The organism is Streptomyces lydicus (assembly GCF_004125265.1).
In the GTDB taxonomy this organism is placed as follows: domain Bacteria; phylum Actinomycetota; class Actinomycetes; order Streptomycetales; family Streptomycetaceae; genus Streptomyces; species Streptomyces lydicus_C.
Window position 1 is genome coordinate 7,103,034 of the sequence record NZ_RDTE01000003.1, and the last position, 16,814, is coordinate 7,119,847.

Sequence of the window (16,814 nt, forward strand, 5' to 3'; positions counted from 1 at the left end):
GAGCGGCCCACCGATCACGATGATGAACGAGGAACGGACTTCATGAACGACCAGATCCCCGCCGGCGACGAGCACGGTGCGCTGGGCGACGCCGAGTACGCGGAGTTCATGGAGCTCGCCGCGGAGGAGGGCTTCGACCTCGAGGAGGTCGGGGGCGACATCGCCGCGGCCGGCCACGGCCCGCTGCCCGTCCTCGCCGTCATCGGCCGCCCCAATGTGGGCAAGTCGACCCTGGTGAACCGCATCATCGGCCGCCGGGAAGCGGTCGTCGAGGACAAGCCCGGCGTCACCCGTGACCGCGTCACCTACGAGGCCGACTGGAACGGGCGCCGCTTCAAGGTCGTCGACACCGGCGGCTGGGAGCAGGACGTCCTCGGCATCGACGCCTCCGTGGCGCTGCAGGCCGAGTTCGCCATCGAGGCCGCCGACGCGGTGGTCTTCGTGGTCGACGCCAAGGTCGGCGCGACCGACACCGACGAGGCCGTCGTCAAGCTGCTGCGCCGGGCCGGCAAGCCCGTCGTCCTGGTCGCCAACAAGGTCGACGGCCCGTCGGGCGAGGCCGACGCCGCCATGCTGTGGTCGCTGGGCCTGGGTGAGCCCCACCCGGTCTCCGCGCTGCACGGCCGCGGCACCGGCGACATGCTCGACGCCGCGCTGGACGCCCTGCCCGAGGCCCCCGCGCAGACCTTCGGCACCGCCCTCGGCGGCCCCCGCCGGATCGCGCTGATCGGCCGCCCGAACGTCGGCAAGTCGTCGCTGCTGAACAAGGTCGCCGGCGAGGAGCGGGTGGTCGTCAACGAGCAGGCCGGCACCACCCGCGACCCGGTCGACGAGATGATCGAACTCGGCGGCAAGACCTGGAAGTTCGTGGACACCGCCGGTATCCGCCGCCGGGTGCACCTCCAGGAAGGCGCCGACTACTACGCCTCGCTGCGCACCGCGGCGGCCGTCGAGAAGGCCGAGGTCGCGGTCGTCCTGATCGACGCGTCCGAATCCATCAGCGTGCAGGACCAGCGCATCGTCACGATGGCCGTGGAGGCCGGACGCGCCCTGGTCATCGCCTACAACAAGTGGGACACCCTCGACGAGGAGCGCCGCTTCTACCTGGAGCGGGAGATCGAGCGGGACCTCGTGCAGATCCCCTGGGCGATGCGGGTGAACGTCTCCGCGCGCACCGGCCGGCACATGGAGAAGCTGGTCCCGGCGATCGAGACCGCGCTGGACGGCTGGGAGACCCGGATCCCCACCGGCCGGCTGAACGCCTTCCTCGGTGAGATCGTCGCCTCCCACCCGCACCCGATCCGCGGCGGCAAGCAGCCCCGCATCCTCTTCGGCACCCAGGCGGGCACCAAGCCGCCGCGCTTCGTCCTGTTCGCCTCCGGCTTCCTGGAGGCCGGCTACCGCCGCTTCGTCGAGCGGCGGCTGCGCGAGGAGTTCGGCTTCGACGGCACGCCGATCCACATCTCCGTGCGGGTGCGCGAGAAGCGCAGCAAGAAGAAGTAGGGCGGCGCCCGGGCCGCGCGGACCGCTCAGTGTCCGTGCGGACGGGCGTCCCGCTGCGCCGGTGGCAGCGCCGCCGGTACATGGCCCCGCGGGTGGTACGGCTGCCGGCTCACGACCTCCCAGTGGCCCGCGGACGCCGCCGTACGGTTCCAGTTGACGGCACCGCGCAGCGACTCCGGGAGCTCCGGCTCGTCCGTACGGTCCCCGGGCAGGGCCCGGAAGGCGCGGCGGTACTCGGCGTACAGCGCGTCATAGATCGGCGTGGCCGAACCGTGGTCCGTGGTGTGCGCCGTCCGGTGTTCGTAGGACGGGCGCATGCCGGGGATCGGGTGGGTGTACGGGGCGCGGGAGGAGGGGTCGTATGCGTGCACGTCTGTGCCAACGACCCCGACGGCCGTGGGATGCGGCTTTCATGCGGAAATGGCTGATCGCGAGGGCGTGACCGTCCGGAATGGCGGTCTCGCCCCCGCGATCGGGCGCCGGGGACTGTCAGGTGCCGGCCAGCGGCATCTCCGCGGCGACCACGATGCCCTTGGCCGCGGCCTTCTCCAGCGCCTCGCGCATCAGGTCCTCGCGGGGCTGGTGGCCGATGGAGCCCGCGGGTGCCGCGTACATCAGCACCGACTGCGCCTTGTTGGCCGCGGCGCGCCAGCCGTCGGAGACGGCCAGCGGCTGGTGGGCCTGCCACCAGGCGGCCTGCTGGCCGGCGCCGCCCGGCTGCAGGACGGCATGCAGTTTGCCCATGGCCAGCAGCGCGGACCAGCCCGGGTTCGGGCCGGGGAGCTGGTCCATGTCCGTCACCGGGTGGAAGCCCTGCTCCAGGAGCAGCGGAAGGAAGGCGTCGTCCGGGCCGGCCGAGCCGGGGCGGGCGATCGGGCCGTCCGGCTCGACCACCAGGGCCGGGTGCAGGTCGCCCTCGACCAGCACCAGACCGCAGGTGATCCCGAGCGTCGCCTGACGCGGGGTGGTGGGGAGCGGGACGGCCGGTGCGGGAGTCTCGGGGGCGGCGTCCTCGCCGGTGATGGAGCGCACGGCTCCCTGGAGCTGCTCCTCCGACACCGGGACGACCTGCGAGGGGATGCAGGTGGCATGGGCGAACGCGAGTACCGCGGTCTCCTCGCCCACGAACAGGACGGTGCTGGTGCGCTCCTGCTCGCTGTCCCCGGGGGTCCGGCAGGAGGTGCAGTCATAGCTGCCGGGGGCGTCGCCACCGGCCAGCAGGCGGTCGGCTTCTTCGTCGCCGATCTCGGCGCGAACGTCGTCGCTGACGTCGAGCATGCGCGGCACGGGTGGCTCCTCGATCTCTGTGCGTCTGCCGGGTGGTCTCCCGGCTCGTACAAGGACAACGGGTGACCTGCGGCAGGAGTCACGCGAGGGCGGGAACGGAATCGAACCAATCCCCGCACAGCGGAAAACCGTGGAAAGTCGCCCCAGAAGCGGTCACATAGCGCCAACTTTTGCGCAGAGCCTGGCGCAGTCGGCGGTGTTCCGTACACCGGACCGGGTGGGTGCGGGGTCCTCGGGGCGTGGCGCGCTGGTCAGCGGCCGGCGGCTGCTTACCGTCACCGGCTATGTCGGACAACTCTTCGGCGCCTCGGCGCTTCGTGGGATCCGTCGGGCTGCTCACCGCGGCGGCCACCGCCCTGGTGCTGTGCCTGCCCGGCGACGCAGCCGCCGACGGGACCGGCGGCGGCCCCGGCGGCAAGGCCACACACGCCTGCGCCGCCGACCAGTGGCCGTGGGGCTGCCTCGCGGAGTGCGAGAGCAGCGGGGACTGGCACGTCAACACCGGCAACACCTTCTACGGCGGGCTGCAGTTCTGGCAGCCCACCTGGGAGGCCTTCGGCGGCCTCGACTTCGCGGAGCGGGCCGATCTCGCCACCCGCAAGGACCAGATCAAGATCGCGAAACGGGTGCAGGCCGCCCAGGGGTGGGGCGCCTGGCCGGTGTGCGCCCGGCGCTACGGGCTGATCCCTCCCGCGCGGACCCATGTCGTACGTCGCGGGGAGACGCTTGGCGAGATCGCCGAGAAGTACCAGGTGAAGGGCGGCTGGCGGGCGCTGTACAGCGCCAACCGCTCGACCATCGGACCGGACCCCGGCAAGCTCTTGGCCGGCACCGAGCTGCGGCTCCCCGAGAGCCCGAAGAAGCACTCCCGGCCGGCGGACGACGACTGACGGGCGGGCGGCCGGCCGGAGTCGGCAGGGAGCGGAGGGGATCCGGGGCCGGGAGGCCGAGGGGATCCGGTGCCGGGAGGTTCCGTGCCCTTGCTGCCGATGACCTAACTTTTACGGAACAAGTTGGCGAAAGGCCCAACCAGGAACCCGCTTTCGCGGTCCTACCGTTCGCAGGGGGATGTGTCGCGCCGTCGGGAGGGGGGCGCGACGCATCCCACGGGGAGACCGGAACGAAAGACCAGGGGACACGGGGACGGATGCACATCTCATTCCTGATTCACAATGCCTACGGCATCGGGGGGACGATCCGGACGACGTTCAACCTCGCGCGGACGCTCGCCGAGCAGCACGACGTCGAGATCGTGTCCGTACTGCGCCACCGCGACGACCCGGTCTTCGACCTCGGCCCGCACGTCGCGCTGCGGCACCTCGTGGACCTCAGGGAGAACAGCCCCGCCTACGAGGGCGCGGACCCGGCGCACGCCCGCCCCGCCAGGATATTTCCCGCCGCCGAGAACCGGTTCGGCCAGTACAGCGAGCTCACCGACGGCCGGATAGCCCAGCATCTGCGCCGGATGGAGACGGACGTGGTGGTCGGCACCCGGCCCGGCCTCAATGTGCACATCGCCAAGCAGGCGCGCCGCGGCCCGGTCCGGATAGGCCAGGAGCACCTGACCCTGGACACCCACAGCAGGGCGCTCAAACTCGCGCTGCGCAGCGCCTATCCGCGCCTCGACGCGGTCACCACCGTCACCGAGGCCGACGCCCGTGCCTACCGCCGCACCCTGCGGCTGCCCGGTGTGCGGGTCGAGTCGGTGCCCAACAGCGTGCCGGCGCCCGCTCTCGCGCCCGCCGACGGCAGCGGCAAGTGGGTCGTCGCGGCCGGCCGGCTCACCCGCGTCAAGCGTTATGACGTCCTCATCCGCGCCTTCGCCCATGTCGTCGCCGAGCGCCCCGACTGGCGGCTGCGGATATACGGCGGCGGCGCCGAGAAGACCGCGCTGCGCGCCCTGATCGACGAACTCGGCCTGTACAACCACGTCTTCCTGATGGGCCCGGCCAACCCCCTGGAGCCCGAGTGGGCCAAGGGCTCGATCGCGGCGGTCTCCTCCAGCCTGGAGTCCTTCGGGATGACCATCGTCGAGGCCATGCGCTGCGGCCTGCCGGTCGTCGCCACCAACTGCCCGCACGGCCCCGGCGAGATCATCGACGACGGGGTGGACGGCAAGCTGGTTCCGGTCGGCAATCCGCAGGCGCTGGCCGGCTCGCTGCTCACGCTGATCAACGACGACGCCGCCCGCAAACGGATGGGCGGGGCCGCGCTGGCCTCGTCGGCCCGCTTCGACCCCGCCACGGTCGCGGAACGCCATGAGGAGCTCTTCGCCGAACTGCTCGCCCGCAGGCGGGGCCACCGGCTGCACGGCAGCCTGCATCGCGCCAGGGGAGCCCTGCTCGGCGGCGCATACGCCACCAAGGATGCGGCCCGCGCCGCGATGAGAGGGGTGCGGACGGCATGACGGCGTCGAGGCAACTGACCGTGACCGGAGACGAGATGAAGGAGTCCTCTGCCATCGATCAGGAACCCGGAGTTCCGGTGACCGCGCACACCCCGGGCCCCGAGCGGACGGGGGAGCGGGGGACGGAGGCGGAGCCGGCCGCGCTGCGCGCCGACTGCATCGCGGACTCCGCGGGCGGCCTCACCTTCGACCTGAACGTCCCCCGGGACACCCCCACCGCCTGGAGCGCGGCGCTGGTGCTGCGGCTGCGCGGCGGCGACGGTGCCGACGACGAGGTACGGCTGCCGCTCGGCCCGAACGGCGCCGGACGCCTGCGCGCCGTGCTGCCCAGCACCGTCTCCCTCGCCGAGGGCCGCTGGAACGCCTACGCCGACCTCGGCGACGGCCGGGACCCGCGCCGCCTGCTGCCGGGCGTCAACGACCTGCGCTCACTGGTGGACCGCAGACCGCTGGCGGGCATCGGCCGGCTCGGTGTGCGCATCCCGTACGCGACCAAGTTCGGCAACCTCGCGTTGCGCAGCTGGCTGCGTGGTCCGCACGCCGAAGCCGGTGACATCCTGGTCAGGCCCGACGGCATGACGGTCTCCGGGCGGCTCTACGGCACCGTGCCGGGCTCCGGTGCCCGCGCCGAGGCACGGTCGCGCCGCGCTCCGGACTCCCCGGACGCCGCACCGGCCACGGTCACCGTCCCGCTGACCGTCGAGGGCTCCGGGTTCACCTTCACGCTGCCCTACGAGGAGCTGGCCGGCCGGTGGCAGCAGGGCAGCGAGCCCTGGGACCTGTGGCTGCGCCCCGCCGAGGGCGCCCGGGCGGTGCGCATCGCCCGCCTCCTGGACGACGTGGCCGACAAGAAGCAGGTCTTCAGCTACCCCGCGCTGCCGGTGCCGGCCGCGTCGGAACAGCTGTGGATCGGCCCGTATTACACGCTCGACAACGACCTGGCCGTCCGGGTCGCGGGACCTGCCGGGAACTGACGGAGCGGCGCCCGCGGTCCCGGTGGCGCATCGAGGACCGCGGCTGTCCGCAAGGGCTGCGAGACTCGGGCCATGTTGGAGACCTCGGCACGTCTGCTCCGCCTGCTCTCGCTGCTGCAGGCCCACCGGGAGTGGTCCGGTGCGGAGCTCGGCGACCGGCTCGACGTCACCCCGCGCACGGTGCGCCGGGACATCGACCGGCTGCGCGAGCTGGGCTACCCCGTCCACTCCGCGCCGGGGACGGCCGGCGGCTACCGGCTCGGCGCCGGTGCCGAACTCCCGCCGCTGCTGCTCGACGACGAGGAGGCGGTGGCGGTCGCGGTCGGGCTGCGCACCGCCGCGGTGGGCGGTGTCGAGGGCATCGAGGAGTCCTCCGTACGCGCGCTGGCCAAGCTGGAGCAGGTGCTGCCGCACCGGCTGCAGCGCCAGGTCGGTGCGCTGAACGCCTTCACGGTCCCGCTGCCCGGCGGTGGCGGCCCCCGGGTGGACCCGAGCCTCCTCACCGAGCTCGCGCACGCCTGCCGGGACTGCCGGCAATTCCGCTTCGACTACACCACCCACGACGGCACCGGCTCCCGCCGCATCGTGGAGCCGCACCGCCTCGTCTGCGCCCGGCGCCGCTGGTACCTCGTCGCCTGGGACGTGGACCGCGCGGACTGGCGCACCTACCGGGTCGACCGCCTCACCCCCACCCCGCCGCACGGGCCGCGCTTCACCCCCCGCCCGCCGCCGGCCCCCGACCTCGCCGCGTATGTCTCCCGGGGCATCTCCACCGGGGTCTACGCCCGGCAGGCCACCGTGCTGCTGCACGCCCCGCTGGAGCGCGCCGCGGAGCGCATCGGTCCGGCCGCCGGGACGCTCGAAGCCGTCGACGACCGGTCCTGTCTGCTGCGTACGGGGGCGCACAGCCTGGAGCTGATGGTGCTCCACATCGTGCTGACGGGATTCGACTTCGAGGTCCGCGAGCCGCCGGAACTGCAGAGCCGCATACGGGAGATCAGGGACCGGCTCTCCCGGGCACTGGCGGCGCCGCCGTCGGCTGCTTCCCCACCTCCGGATGGTGCAGATCGAAGGCGGGGGCCTCGGAGCGGATCCGCGGAAGGGTCGTGAAGTTGTGCCGCGGCGGCGGCGAGGAGGTCGCCCACTCCAGCGAGCGGCCGAAGCCCCAGGGGTCGTCCACGGTGATCCGGGCGCCGTGGCGGGTGGTCTTCCAGACGTTGTAGAGGAACGGCAGCGTGGACAGGCCCAGCAGGAAGGAGCCGACGGTGGAGAGGGTGTTGAGGGCCGTGAAGCCGTCGGCGGCCAGATAGTCGGCGTAGCGCCGCGGCATGCCCTCCACGCCCAGCCAGTGCTGGACGAGGAACGTGGTGTGGAAGCCGACGAACAGTGTCCAGAAGTGGATCTTTCCCAGCCGCTCGTCGAGCATCTTGCCGGTGAATTTCGGCCACCAGAAGTAGAAGCCCGCGTACGTGGCGAAGACGACCGTCCCGAAGACGACGTAGTGGAAGTGACCGACCACGAAGTAGGAGTCGGTGACGTGGAAGTCCATCGGCGGGGAGGCGAGGATGACGCCGGTCAGCCCGCCGAACAGAAAGCTCACCAGGAACCCCACCGACCACAGCATCGGCGTCTCGAAGGACACCGAGCCGTGCCACATGGTGCCGATCCAGTTGAAGAACTTCACCCCGGTCGGCGCCGCGATCAGGAACGACATCAGGGAGAAGAACGGCAGCAGCACCGCCCCCGTCGCGAACATGTGGTGCGCCCAGACCATCACCGACAGGGCCGTGATGGCCATCGTCGCCCCGATCAGCATGACGTAGCCGAAGATCGGCTTGCGGGAGAAGACCGGGATGATCTCCGTGATGATGCCGAAGAACGGCAGCGCGATGATGTAGACCTCGGGATGGCCGAAGAACCAGAACAGGTGCTGCCACAGCAGCGCACCGCCCCACTGCGCCTCGAACACCACCGACCCGAACTGCCGGTCCGCCTCCAGCACCAGCAGCGCCGCCGCCAGGACGGGGAAGGCCATCAGCACCAGGATCGAGGTGAAGAGGATGTTCCAGGTGAACACCGGCATCCGGAACATCGTCATCCCGGGCGCCCGCAGCACGATGATCGTGGTGATGAAGTTGACGGCTCCGAGAATGGTGCCGAAGCCGGCCAGCGCCAGCCCCATGATCCACATATCGGCGCCGGTGCCGGGGGAGCGGACCATCGAGTTCAGCGGGGCGTAGGCCGTCCACCCGAAGGCCGGGCCGCCGAACGGCGTGAGGAAACTGCCCAGCACGATCAGGCCGCCGAAGAGGAAGAGCCAGTACGAGAACATGTTCAGCCGCGGGAAGGCCACATCGGGCGAGCCGATCTGCAACGGCATGATCTCGTTGGCGAAACCGGCGAATGCGGGGGTGGCGAAGAGCAGCAGCATGATCGTGCCATGCATGGTCAGTGCCTGGTTGAACTGCTCCGCGTCGATGATCTGCAGCCCCGGACGGGCCAGTTCGGCGCGCATCACCAGCGCCAGCAGACCGCCCACCAGGAAGAAGCCGAACGCGGTGATCAGGTAGAGGTGCCCGATCTTCTTGTGGTCGGTGGTCGTCAGCCAGTCGACCAGCACCGACCCGCGGCGCCGGGCCCCGGTGGGCCGCAGGTCCGTCTGGCCGGTGTCCGTAACCATCCGCTGCACCCCGTTCGTCGAAGGTGTACTGGGCCCGGCACATGATGCTCGCGCGGGGGGCGCAGAGCGAGGTGGCGCTCCGGTCCGTTCCGGTGGGATCAAGCGGCCCGGCGGACGGCCCGGTGGACGGCCCGGCAGGTGGTCCGGTGCACGGCCCGGCGGGCGGGGCCGGAGCGGGCGCGGAAGCGGCAAGCGGGGCGATGTGCGGGAAATGTGTGCGGAGTGTGTCTCGTTGGACAATTTCCCGGTGACCGATAAAGGGCGCCGGGTACGGGAAATCCGAAACTTGCGGGGATTATTTTCGGACGGCTCGCCGCGATGTGCCGAGTGGTCAATCCCGTTTCGCATTTGATCAAGGCGGAATTCCGGCCGCTTAATGTTCCACCCGATTGCACCATCACGCGGCGCGTACGGGTGACGGAAGTTGCGGCAAACGCACCGGTGTTCGCTGTGACACAAGTGTGACCAAGGCCGGACCGGGAGGTCACCGAGGTGTGCGAAGGCCGGGCTTCCACAGGCCGCCCCGGACGCCTACGGTGGCTGTCATGGCTGACGTACCGAACCTTCCGGACAACCCTCAGGACGACATCGAGGCGTATGCCGGCCTTGCCCAGCAGGACGCCGAAGAGCAGGCGAGAGAGCGCGGCTGGACCACGGTCCGCTCACTGCCGCCGGGCGCGATCATCACCATGGAGTACCTGGCAGGACGCCTCAATTTCGAGGTCAAGGACGGCACGGTGCACCGCACCTGGCAGGGCTGAGCGCCGTACGCACGACGAAGGCCCCGGCCGCTCCGAGGGGAGCGGCCGGGGCCTTCGCCGCGGGGCGGGGGTGTGCGTACCGGCCCCGCCGGGCTCAGCCGTTCGCGTTGCGGCCGCGCCCGGTGACCGGGCTGAGCGGCGTGCTGCGCGACCGGTCCGCGTGCGGCGGCCGCCGGCTGCCCGCCGGGGTGGCCGGGGCGCGCTCCGAACGGATGGTGTACGGGCGCGAGGGGTGGTGCGGCCAGGAGTCCGGGTTGTGGGCGGCGGACCGGCCGCCCGTGCCCGCGGAGACCAGCACCTCGCCGTCGGAGGCGATGCGCTGCCGGGACACCTCGGGAGCCAGCGAGCCGACCGGCAGCGGGCCGCGCAGCGAATCGGGGCGCAGCCGCAGCCACAGCCGCAGCAGGATGCCCATGAGACGGTCCTCGAACCAGGTGATCCCGGGCTCCAGCCAGGGCATCGCCAGCAGCACCAGCAGCCCCGCGGCCCAGCCGAGCAGCACATCGCTGACCCAGTGGGTGCCGAGGTAGACGGTGGTCATGCCGACGCCCAGCGCGCCCAGCGCGGCGATCACCGACAGCGTGCGGCGGCGCAGCGAGGTGGTCGCCAGGTAGGCCAGCACACCCCAGGTGACCACGGCGTTCGCGGTGTGACCCGAGGGGAATATGTCGCCCCCGAGCCCCATCTCGTTGGCGCCGACCACGGTCGCGTAGTGCGGGCCGAGCCGCCCCATGCCGAGCTTGGCGGCGCCCACGGTGATGTTCAGCAGCAGCAGCGAGGCGCCGAGCACCAGCAGCGGGTGGAGGTTGCGCTGGCGCCAGCAGCGCCAGCCCAGCCATGCCGCCACCGCCACCGCGGTCGGTCCGCGCTGCCCCAGTACAACGAAGTAGTCGAGGAAGGCATGGATCTCGGGCCACTGCTTGTACGGCCTGAAGAACATGACTTGCCAGTCGAACGTGACCAGCCATGTAGTAGCCAGCACGCCGGCCACGATCGCGAGGTACACCGCCAGCGTTCCCCAGAACAGCCACAGGCGGGTCCGGGTCATGCTGGGCGGCCGGACGCGATCGGTCGGGCGCTGCTCCTCCATCTGGTCGAGCTTGTCATCGGTACGCACTCAATCGACGTTACCGCGTGTGATGTAGGCGCTTGGTCAAACTGTGCGCTTTGTAATGACGATGTGATGTGGAATGTGTCTCAATCGAGGCTTCGGAGCTGGGATTTGGCGGGGAATTCCCGGCGATTCTCAATCGCTTCCCGGAGTCCGCGTGTCGTCACCATGAGCGCCTTATCTGCTTTTCTCCGGCGGAGTTTATCCGCCCGCCGTCCGGGGGGCGCGCGACGTTCCCCCGGGAGAGGGTGTCACGCAAGGCGTTCGTACGGTCACGAAGGGTTTGTGGATGTCACGGCGGGCCCGAACCGTTCAGCCAGAACGCCCCGTACACCGCGGAGCCCGCCGCCGCCAGGCCGACGATCAGCCAGGACCGGACCGGGTGCCGGCGTGCGAGCCCGGCCGCCAGTGGCAGCAGCAGCGGATAGGCCGGCAGCATCAGCCGCGGCTTGGAACCGAAGTAGCCCTTGGCGGTCAGTGCGAGCAGCAGCACCATGCCTCCGTACACCGCCAGCGGCAGCGGCTGTCCCTGCCGTACGCCGCGCAGATACAGCCAGATCACCAGGCCGACGCCGAGGAGCAGCCCGAGTCCGGCCGCGAACGAGGGGCCCGACAGCAGGCGCCCGACGAAGGCACCGAAGGCGATCCCCCCGTCGAAGCCGTTGCCCCAGCCCGCCTGGACGTCCAGATAGCCGGTGAACGAGCCCTTCCGCGCCGCCACCCACAGGAAGTACCCGCACCAGCCGAGCGGGGCGAGCAGCACACCGGCCACCAGGCCGGGGCATGCGCGCAGCGCCGCGTGCCCCCGTACGCCGCCGGCCCGCTGCCGCCGCAGCGTCACCGCCGCGGTGACCCACACCGCCGCGACCACCGCCGCACCCACCGGCCGGGTCAGCCCGGCCAGCGAGGCCAGTACCCCCGCCCACACCCAGCGCCCGGTCAGCACGGCATACAGGGCCCAGGCCGCGAGCGCGGTGAACAGCGACTCCGAGTACGCCATCGACTGCACGATCCCGACCGGCACCGCGGCCCACAGCGCCGCCAGGACGACCCCGGCCCGGTGCCCGTGCAGCCGCTCACCGGTCGCGTACAGGGCCCAGGCGGCGGCCGCCGACGCGAGCCAGGACACCACCAGCCCGGCGTCGGCGGGCGACAGCGGCACCAGGGCCGACAGCCCCCGCTCCAAGGACGGCAGCAGCGGGAAGAACGCCAGATCGGAGTGCACGGCGCCGTGCGGCAGCCGCACCGTGAAGCCGTAGCCCTGCTCGGCGACCCGGGTGTACCAGAGCGCGTCCCAGCGGGCGGTCAGCAGGGTGTGCCAGTCCTTGCCGTTGACCGTGGACCAGACCCCGAGGACGACGAGCCCCAGCAGCCGGATCGCCGCGAAGGCCGCCAGCGCGGGCACGGCCCGGCGCAGCGCGGCCCGTGCGGCGGGCACGTCGCACAGGGCCCGGCCGGGAACGGCCGCGGAGGCAAGATCGTTCATCAGGGAGATTATCCAGGTGGCCGAAGAACGAGGGCCGACGGCGGGGTGGGGAACGCACGGCGCTGCGATGTGCGTCTCTTCGTGAGGTGAGCCACGCGGCACCCACCGGGACTCGCGTAGTCTGACGTCTCTACTCGCTTGTGCCGCCGGTTCCACCGGGGCGTTTTCGCGCCCTGATCCGTGGCCGCGAGAGCATGACTGGAGGTGCTGCATGTCCGGGACGACCGCGTCCGGCAGTGGACGGACGGCTGGTGTTCCCCGGCTCACCGGCGGCGGCGCGAACCGCTGGACCGTGCTGATCGTGCTCTGCGTCAGTTTGCTCTTCGTCGCACTGGACACCACGATCCTCTACGTCGCCGTGCCCTCCGTCACCGAGGACCTGCGGCCGGGCCCGGTGGAGCTCCTCTGGATCGTCGACGTCTACCCGCTGATCGCGGCCTCGCTGCTGATCCTGTTCGGCACCCTCGGCGACCGTGTCGGCCGCCGCCGCATCCTCCTTCTCGGCTACGGCCTCTTCGGCCTGGCCTCGGCCGCCGCCGCGCTCGCGCCCAACCCGCAGATCCTGATGGTGGCCCGCGCCCTGCTCGGTATCGGCGGCGCCATGATCATGCCGGCCACGCTGTCGATCCTGCGGCAGGTCTTCCCCGACCGGCGCGAGCGCGCGGTGGCCATCGGCGTGTGGAGCGCGGTGGCCGCGGTCGGCGCCGCGGTCGGCCCGGTCCTCGGCGGCTTCCTCGTCGAGAACTTCTGGTGGGGCTCGGTCTTCCTCATCAACATCCCGATGATGGCCGCGATGCTGCTGATAGGCCGGTGGCTGCTGCCCGAGTCGCGCGGGGAGCGCAACGGTCCCTGGGACGTGATCGGCGCGGTCGTCGCGGCGCTCGGTGTGCTGGGCATCGTCCTCGGCGTCAAGCGGATCGGCAGCGGCGCGGCCGTGCTGGGCCCGACCACGCTTTTGCCCATCGTCCTCGGCGTGCTGCTGCTGGTGCTGTTCGTACGCCGCCAGCGCCGGCGCACGCACCCGCTGATCGATGTGCGGCTGTTCGCCAGGCCCGCCTTCGGCACCTCCGTCGGCTGCATCGTGCTGGCCATGCTGGCCCTGGTGGGCCTGCAGCTGATCGCCGTCCAGTACCTCCAGCTGGTGCTCGGACTGAGCCCGCTGCAGACCGGTCTGCGGATGCTGCCGCTGGTCTTCGCCGCGATGGCCGCCGGCCTGACCGGCTCGAAGATGCTGCAGGCCCTCGGCCCGCGCGCGATGGTCTCCCTCGGCTTCGTGCTGACCGCCGTCGCGGTGCTCTGTCTGACCGCGATGAGCAGCCAGGACCGCCCCTGGCTGCTGTCCGGGGGCTTCGTCCTGCTCGGTTTCGGTTTCCAGTCCACGCTGTTCGGGGCGTACGAGTCGATGCTCAGCGAGGCGCCCGCCGAACAGTCGGGCGGCGCCGCCGCGATCGGGGAGACCTCCTACCAACTCGGCGCGGGGATCGGTGTCGCCCTCCTCGGCAGCGTCATGAACGCCGCCTACGCCCCGGGCCTGACGCATGTGGACGGCGTTCCCGGGCGGGCCTCCGCCTCGGCCGCGCACTCCCTCGGTGAGGCCTACAAGGTGGCAGCCGGCCTGGGCGAGGGCGCGAAGGCGGCGCTGCGTGAGGCCGCCCGGGAGTCCTTCGTCCACGGGCTGCACGTCACCCTCGTCGCCAGTGCCGTACTGCTGCTGGTCGGTGCGGGGATCGCGCTGCGGCTGCCGCGCCGGGCGGCGGAGTCCACGGAGCGGGCGGAAGCGGACGGGGAGCCTGCTCCGGGCGGCACGGCCGGTGCCGGCCGCGGCAGCGGTGAGCCCGCCCCGGCGAGTTCCGGCCGCTGACCGGCGCTCCTCCCGCCGGGTGCCGCTGCCCCGCCTTGCGCGTGCCTGCCTGACCGGTGTCCGCCGGCCCCGCCGCGCGGCGGTGACCCTTGCCGCGCGGCACCGCGGCCCGTACCGTCGGAAGCGAATAACTACCGCTGCTAGTTTTTCGCGCGCTGAACCCGCCGGAGGCCCCGCCATGCCCGCAAAGCCGTCCGCCACGTCGTCCCCGGGGTCCGCAGTGCCCTCGGCGGTCCCACCGTTCGACCCCCGTGACCTGCTGGGCCTCGACGACCTGCTGACCGACGAGGACCGTGCCGTCCGGGACACCGTCCGGGCGTGGGCCGCGGACCGCGTCCTGCCGCACATCGCCGACTGGTACGAGCGCGGCGAGCTTCCCGGCATCCGCGAACTCGCCCGCGAACTCGGCTCCCTGGGCGCCCTCGGGATGTCCCTGACCGGCTACGGCTGCGCGGGCGCCTCCGCCATCCAGTACGGCCTGGCCTGCCTGGAGCTGGAGGCCGCCGACTCCGGTATCCGCTCCCTGGTCTCCGTCCAGGGCTCGCTCGCCATGTACGCGATCCGGCGTTTCGGCTCCGAGGAGCAGAAGCAGCAGTGGCTGCCCCGGATGGCGGCCGGCGAGATCATCGGCTGCTTCGGCCTGACCGAACCGGACATCGGCTCCGACCCCGCCGCGATGCGGACGCACGCCAAGCGCGGCGGGAGCGGCGGCGACTGGGTGCTCAACGGGCGCAAGATGTGGATCACCAATGGCTCGGTGGCGGGCGTCGCGGTGGTCTGGGCCCGTACCGACGACGGCATCCGCGGCTTCCTGGTCCCCACGGACACCCCCGGGTTCTCGGCCCCGGAGATCAAGCACAAGTGGTCCCTGCGGGCCTCGGTGACCAGCGAACTCGTCCTGGACGACGTACGGCTGCCGGCTGACGCGGTGCTCCCGGAGGCCATCGGGCTGCGCGGCCCGCTCGGCTGCCTCAGCCACGCCCGCTACGGCATCATCTGGGGCTCCATGGGGGCCGCCCGCACCAGCTTCGAGGCGGCGCTGGAGTACGCGACGACGCGGGAGCAGTTCGGCAAGCCCATCGGCGGCTTCCAGCTCACCCAGGCCAAGCTCGCCGACATGGCCGTCGAACTGCACAAGGGAATCCTGCTGGCCCATCACCTGGGGCTGCGGATGGATGCCGGGCGGCTGCGTCCCGAGCAGGTCAGCTTCGGCAAGCTGAACAACGTACGGGAGGCGATCGAGATCTGCCGTACGGCCCGGACGGTCCTCGGGGCCAACGGGATCTCGCTGGAGTACCCCGTCATGCGGCATGCGACCAACCTGGAGTCGGTGCTCACCTACGAGGGCACCGTCGAGATGCACCAGCTGGTGCTCGGCAAGGCGCTCACCGGCCTGGACGCCTTCCGGTGAGCGGGCCCGCCCGCTCGGGCCGGTCGCCGCGTGATCCGGGGGCCCGCACACCGGCGGCTGCCGCCGCGAGCCCCCGGACCCCCGGCGGAAGCACGCGGGTCGCGCTCAACTCTGGTTGAAGAAGCCGCCGTTGCGGTGGGCGCGGGCCTCGCCGCTGACGACCTGGTAGTCGGCGGGGGTCAGCAGGAACACCCGGGTGGCGACCCGCTCGATCGAACCCCGCAGACCGAACGTCAGACCCGCCGCGAAGTCCACCACCCGCTTGGCGTCGGAGGGCTCCATGGCCGTCAGGTTGACGATCACCGGGACACCGTCCCGGAAGAGTTCGCCGATGCCGCGGGCGTCCCGGAAGCTCTCCGGGGTGACCGTGGCGATGCGGGTGCCCTGGTCCTGGGCGGTCTCGTCGGCCACCCGGACCCGGGGATCGGTGACCCAGGGGCCGTCGCCCGAGTCGCCGGCATCGGGTCCCTCGGCGTAGTCGTCGTCGTAGTAGCGCTCGTCATCACTGTCGTCGACGAGGCCAAGCCAGGCGCTCGCCTTGCGCACCGATCCCATTGACGCCTCCTCTCACCCGCGGTGTCTGTGTGTGTACCCCTATCGTCGTCCATCAGGCCGACAGTGTGCCAAGTGGATAGCCGCCGCACGGGGGGTTCGTGACACATCTGGTGCAAAGAGGGTGGCGTGTCATCACCTTTCGCGCCCCGTAAGGAAACTGACAGTATGAAGAGCCTCACGGTCGGTACCTGACCCTCCCCGGAGGGGAAACGGTCAGCGGCAGGCGGACCGGACCGGCGGGTAGGTTCATGCGCGGGACCAGCGCACATGTCCTGTCGTTCGACGACCTCGGATCGGCGGGCCTCCGGCGGGGCGATCCGAGGTGCGGTCAGGGCGGAGGGTCCGGTGCCCCACTTCTGAGGGCCCTGTGCCCCACTTCTTGAGGGTCCGGTCGTAGCTGCCGGCCCTCCGAGGCCGGCCCTCCGCTGCCGTCCTTCTGCGGCCGGCCCACTGCGGCCTGCGCGACGGGCGGCGGAGGGGCGTCCCTCCTGAACGGGAAGCCGGCGTCCAGCCGCTTGAGCACCGCACGCCGCCGGCACCGCCCGCCCTGTCGTCCCGCCGGCCGGGCGCCGGGGGCGTGGAACCGTGTCATCCGCCGATCCGTCCCATCCCCGACCGAGGGGTCGGCGCCGCCCCGGCAGCCGTCAACGAGGCTGCCGGGGCGGCGTGTTGCGGTGGTGCGGCCATGGAGTCATGAAGCACGTGTATCCGGCACAAGGCAAGCGTGTGGACCTCTTGCGCTGTGGGGGCGGCGGGCCCGAAACTCCGCTCAGCGCTT

The 16,814-nt window shown here is 71.8% G+C and carries 14 protein-coding genes; 8 read left to right on the plus strand and 6 right to left on the minus strand.

The window, feature by feature from the left end:
- The first annotated feature begins 42 nt into the window (after positions 1 to 42).
- Positions 43 to 1,503: a ribosome biogenesis GTPase Der gene (der, locus tag D9V36_RS33760; protein ID WP_129297099.1), complete on the plus strand. Its 1,461-nt coding sequence runs from the start codon at positions 43 to 45 to the stop codon at positions 1,501 to 1,503.
- A gap of 26 nt (positions 1,504 to 1,529) precedes the next feature.
- Here the strand turns inward: der and D9V36_RS33765 are convergent, their stop codons facing one another.
- A complete protein-coding gene (locus D9V36_RS33765; protein ID WP_164993086.1) occupies positions 1,530 to 1,874 on the minus strand; it encodes a hypothetical protein in 345 nt (114 codons plus the stop codon).
- Between the two features lie 118 nt (positions 1,875 to 1,992).
- On the minus strand, positions 1,993 to 2,790 hold the full coding sequence (locus D9V36_RS33770) for a hypothetical protein (RefSeq protein WP_129297100.1): 798 nt from the start codon (positions 2,788 to 2,790) through the stop codon (positions 1,993 to 1,995).
- 284 nt (positions 2,791 to 3,074) lie between these two features.
- Between D9V36_RS33770 and D9V36_RS33775 the strand changes: the two genes are divergently transcribed.
- The 4 genes from D9V36_RS33775 to D9V36_RS33790 all read left to right on the plus strand — a co-directional run bounded on the left by D9V36_RS33775 (position 3,075) and on the right by D9V36_RS33790 (position 7,281).
- Positions 3,075 to 3,680, plus strand: a complete 606-nt coding sequence (locus tag D9V36_RS33775; protein WP_129297101.1) for a transglycosylase family protein — start codon at positions 3,075 to 3,077, stop codon at positions 3,678 to 3,680.
- 257 nt (positions 3,681 to 3,937) lie between these two features.
- Positions 3,938 to 5,197: a glycosyltransferase family 4 protein gene (locus tag D9V36_RS33780; RefSeq protein WP_129297102.1), complete on the plus strand. Its 1,260-nt coding sequence runs from the start codon at positions 3,938 to 3,940 to the stop codon at positions 5,195 to 5,197.
- A complete protein-coding gene (locus D9V36_RS33785; protein ID WP_129297103.1) occupies positions 5,194 to 6,171 on the plus strand; it encodes a hypothetical protein in 978 nt (325 codons plus the stop codon). The genes D9V36_RS33780 and D9V36_RS33785 overlap by 4 nt, the downstream gene beginning before the upstream one ends.
- 72 nt (positions 6,172 to 6,243) lie before the next feature.
- Positions 6,244 to 7,281 carry a helix-turn-helix transcriptional regulator gene (locus D9V36_RS33790; RefSeq protein WP_129297104.1) on the plus strand — a complete coding sequence of 346 codons (1,038 nt, stop codon included), beginning with the start codon at positions 6,244 to 6,246 and terminating at the stop codon, positions 7,279 to 7,281.
- Here the strand turns inward: D9V36_RS33790 and ctaD are convergent.
- Complete coding sequence (gene ctaD, locus D9V36_RS33795; protein ID WP_129297105.1) at positions 7,169 to 8,851, minus strand: aa3-type cytochrome oxidase subunit I; 1,683 nt, start codon at positions 8,849 to 8,851, stop codon at positions 7,169 to 7,171. The genes D9V36_RS33790 and ctaD overlap by 113 nt on opposite strands.
- Positions 8,852 to 9,396: 545 nt before the next feature.
- On the opposite strand from ctaD, the gene D9V36_RS33800 reads away from it, so the two are divergent.
- On the plus strand, positions 9,397 to 9,612 hold the full coding sequence (locus D9V36_RS33800) for an I78 family peptidase inhibitor (RefSeq protein ID WP_129297106.1): 216 nt from the start codon (positions 9,397 to 9,399) through the stop codon (positions 9,610 to 9,612).
- 94 nt (positions 9,613 to 9,706) lie between these two features.
- Here the strand turns inward: D9V36_RS33800 and D9V36_RS33805 are convergent, their stop codons facing one another.
- Together D9V36_RS33805 and D9V36_RS33810 are read right to left on the minus strand one after the other, a co-directional pair.
- A complete protein-coding gene (locus tag D9V36_RS33805; protein ID WP_206739766.1) occupies positions 9,707 to 10,729 on the minus strand; it encodes a phosphatase PAP2 family protein in 1,023 nt (340 codons plus the stop codon).
- Positions 10,730 to 11,015: 286 nt separating this feature from the next.
- Positions 11,016 to 12,209, minus strand: coding sequence for a glycosyltransferase family 39 protein (locus D9V36_RS33810; protein ID WP_129297107.1), 1,194 nt, complete (start codon positions 12,207 to 12,209; stop codon positions 11,016 to 11,018).
- A 211-nt stretch (positions 12,210 to 12,420) separates the two neighbouring features.
- On the opposite strand from D9V36_RS33810, the gene D9V36_RS33815 reads away from it, so the two are divergent.
- Both D9V36_RS33815 and D9V36_RS33820 read left to right on the plus strand, forming a co-directional pair.
- Positions 12,421 to 14,070 carry an MFS transporter gene (locus tag D9V36_RS33815; RefSeq protein WP_129297108.1) on the plus strand — a complete coding sequence of 550 codons (1,650 nt, stop codon included), beginning with the start codon at positions 12,421 to 12,423 and terminating at the stop codon, positions 14,068 to 14,070.
- Positions 14,071 to 14,248: 178 nt separating this feature from the next.
- Entirely contained in the window at positions 14,249 to 15,481 is a 1,233-nt protein-coding gene (locus D9V36_RS33820; protein ID WP_129297109.1) for an acyl-CoA dehydrogenase family protein, read from the plus strand.
- A gap of 105 nt (positions 15,482 to 15,586) precedes the next feature.
- Here D9V36_RS33820 and D9V36_RS33825 read toward each other — a convergent pair whose 3' ends face one another.
- Positions 15,587 to 16,036 carry a cell division protein SepF gene (locus D9V36_RS33825; protein ID WP_129297110.1) on the minus strand — a complete coding sequence of 150 codons (450 nt, stop codon included), beginning with the start codon at positions 16,034 to 16,036 and terminating at the stop codon, positions 15,587 to 15,589.
- Positions 16,037 to 16,814 lie beyond the last annotated feature (778 nt).

Coding starts and splice junctions, on each gene's coding strand:
- der (WP_129297099.1), top strand. CDS start 43: ATGAACGACCAGATCCCCGCCGGCGACGAGCACGGTGCGCTGGGCGAC.
- D9V36_RS33775 (WP_129297101.1), top strand. CDS start 3,075: ATGTCGGACAACTCTTCGGCGCCTCGGCGCTTCGTGGGATCCGTCGGG.
- D9V36_RS33780 (WP_129297102.1), top strand. CDS start 3,938: ATGCACATCTCATTCCTGATTCACAATGCCTACGGCATCGGGGGGACG.
- D9V36_RS33785 (WP_129297103.1), top strand. CDS start 5,194: ATGACGGCGTCGAGGCAACTGACCGTGACCGGAGACGAGATGAAGGAG.
- D9V36_RS33790 (WP_129297104.1), top strand. CDS start 6,244: ATGTTGGAGACCTCGGCACGTCTGCTCCGCCTGCTCTCGCTGCTGCAG.
- ctaD (WP_129297105.1), bottom strand. CDS start 8,851: ATGGTTACGGACACCGGCCAGACGGACCTGCGGCCCACCGGGGCCCGG.
- D9V36_RS33800 (WP_129297106.1), top strand. CDS start 9,397: ATGGCTGACGTACCGAACCTTCCGGACAACCCTCAGGACGACATCGAG.
- D9V36_RS33810 (WP_129297107.1), bottom strand. CDS start 12,209: ATGAACGATCTTGCCTCCGCGGCCGTTCCCGGCCGGGCCCTGTGCGAC.
- D9V36_RS33815 (WP_129297108.1), top strand. CDS start 12,421: ATGTCCGGGACGACCGCGTCCGGCAGTGGACGGACGGCTGGTGTTCCC.
- D9V36_RS33820 (WP_129297109.1), top strand. CDS start 14,249: ATGCCCGCAAAGCCGTCCGCCACGTCGTCCCCGGGGTCCGCAGTGCCC.
- D9V36_RS33825 (WP_129297110.1), bottom strand. CDS start 16,036: ATGGGATCGGTGCGCAAGGCGAGCGCCTGGCTTGGCCTCGTCGACGAC.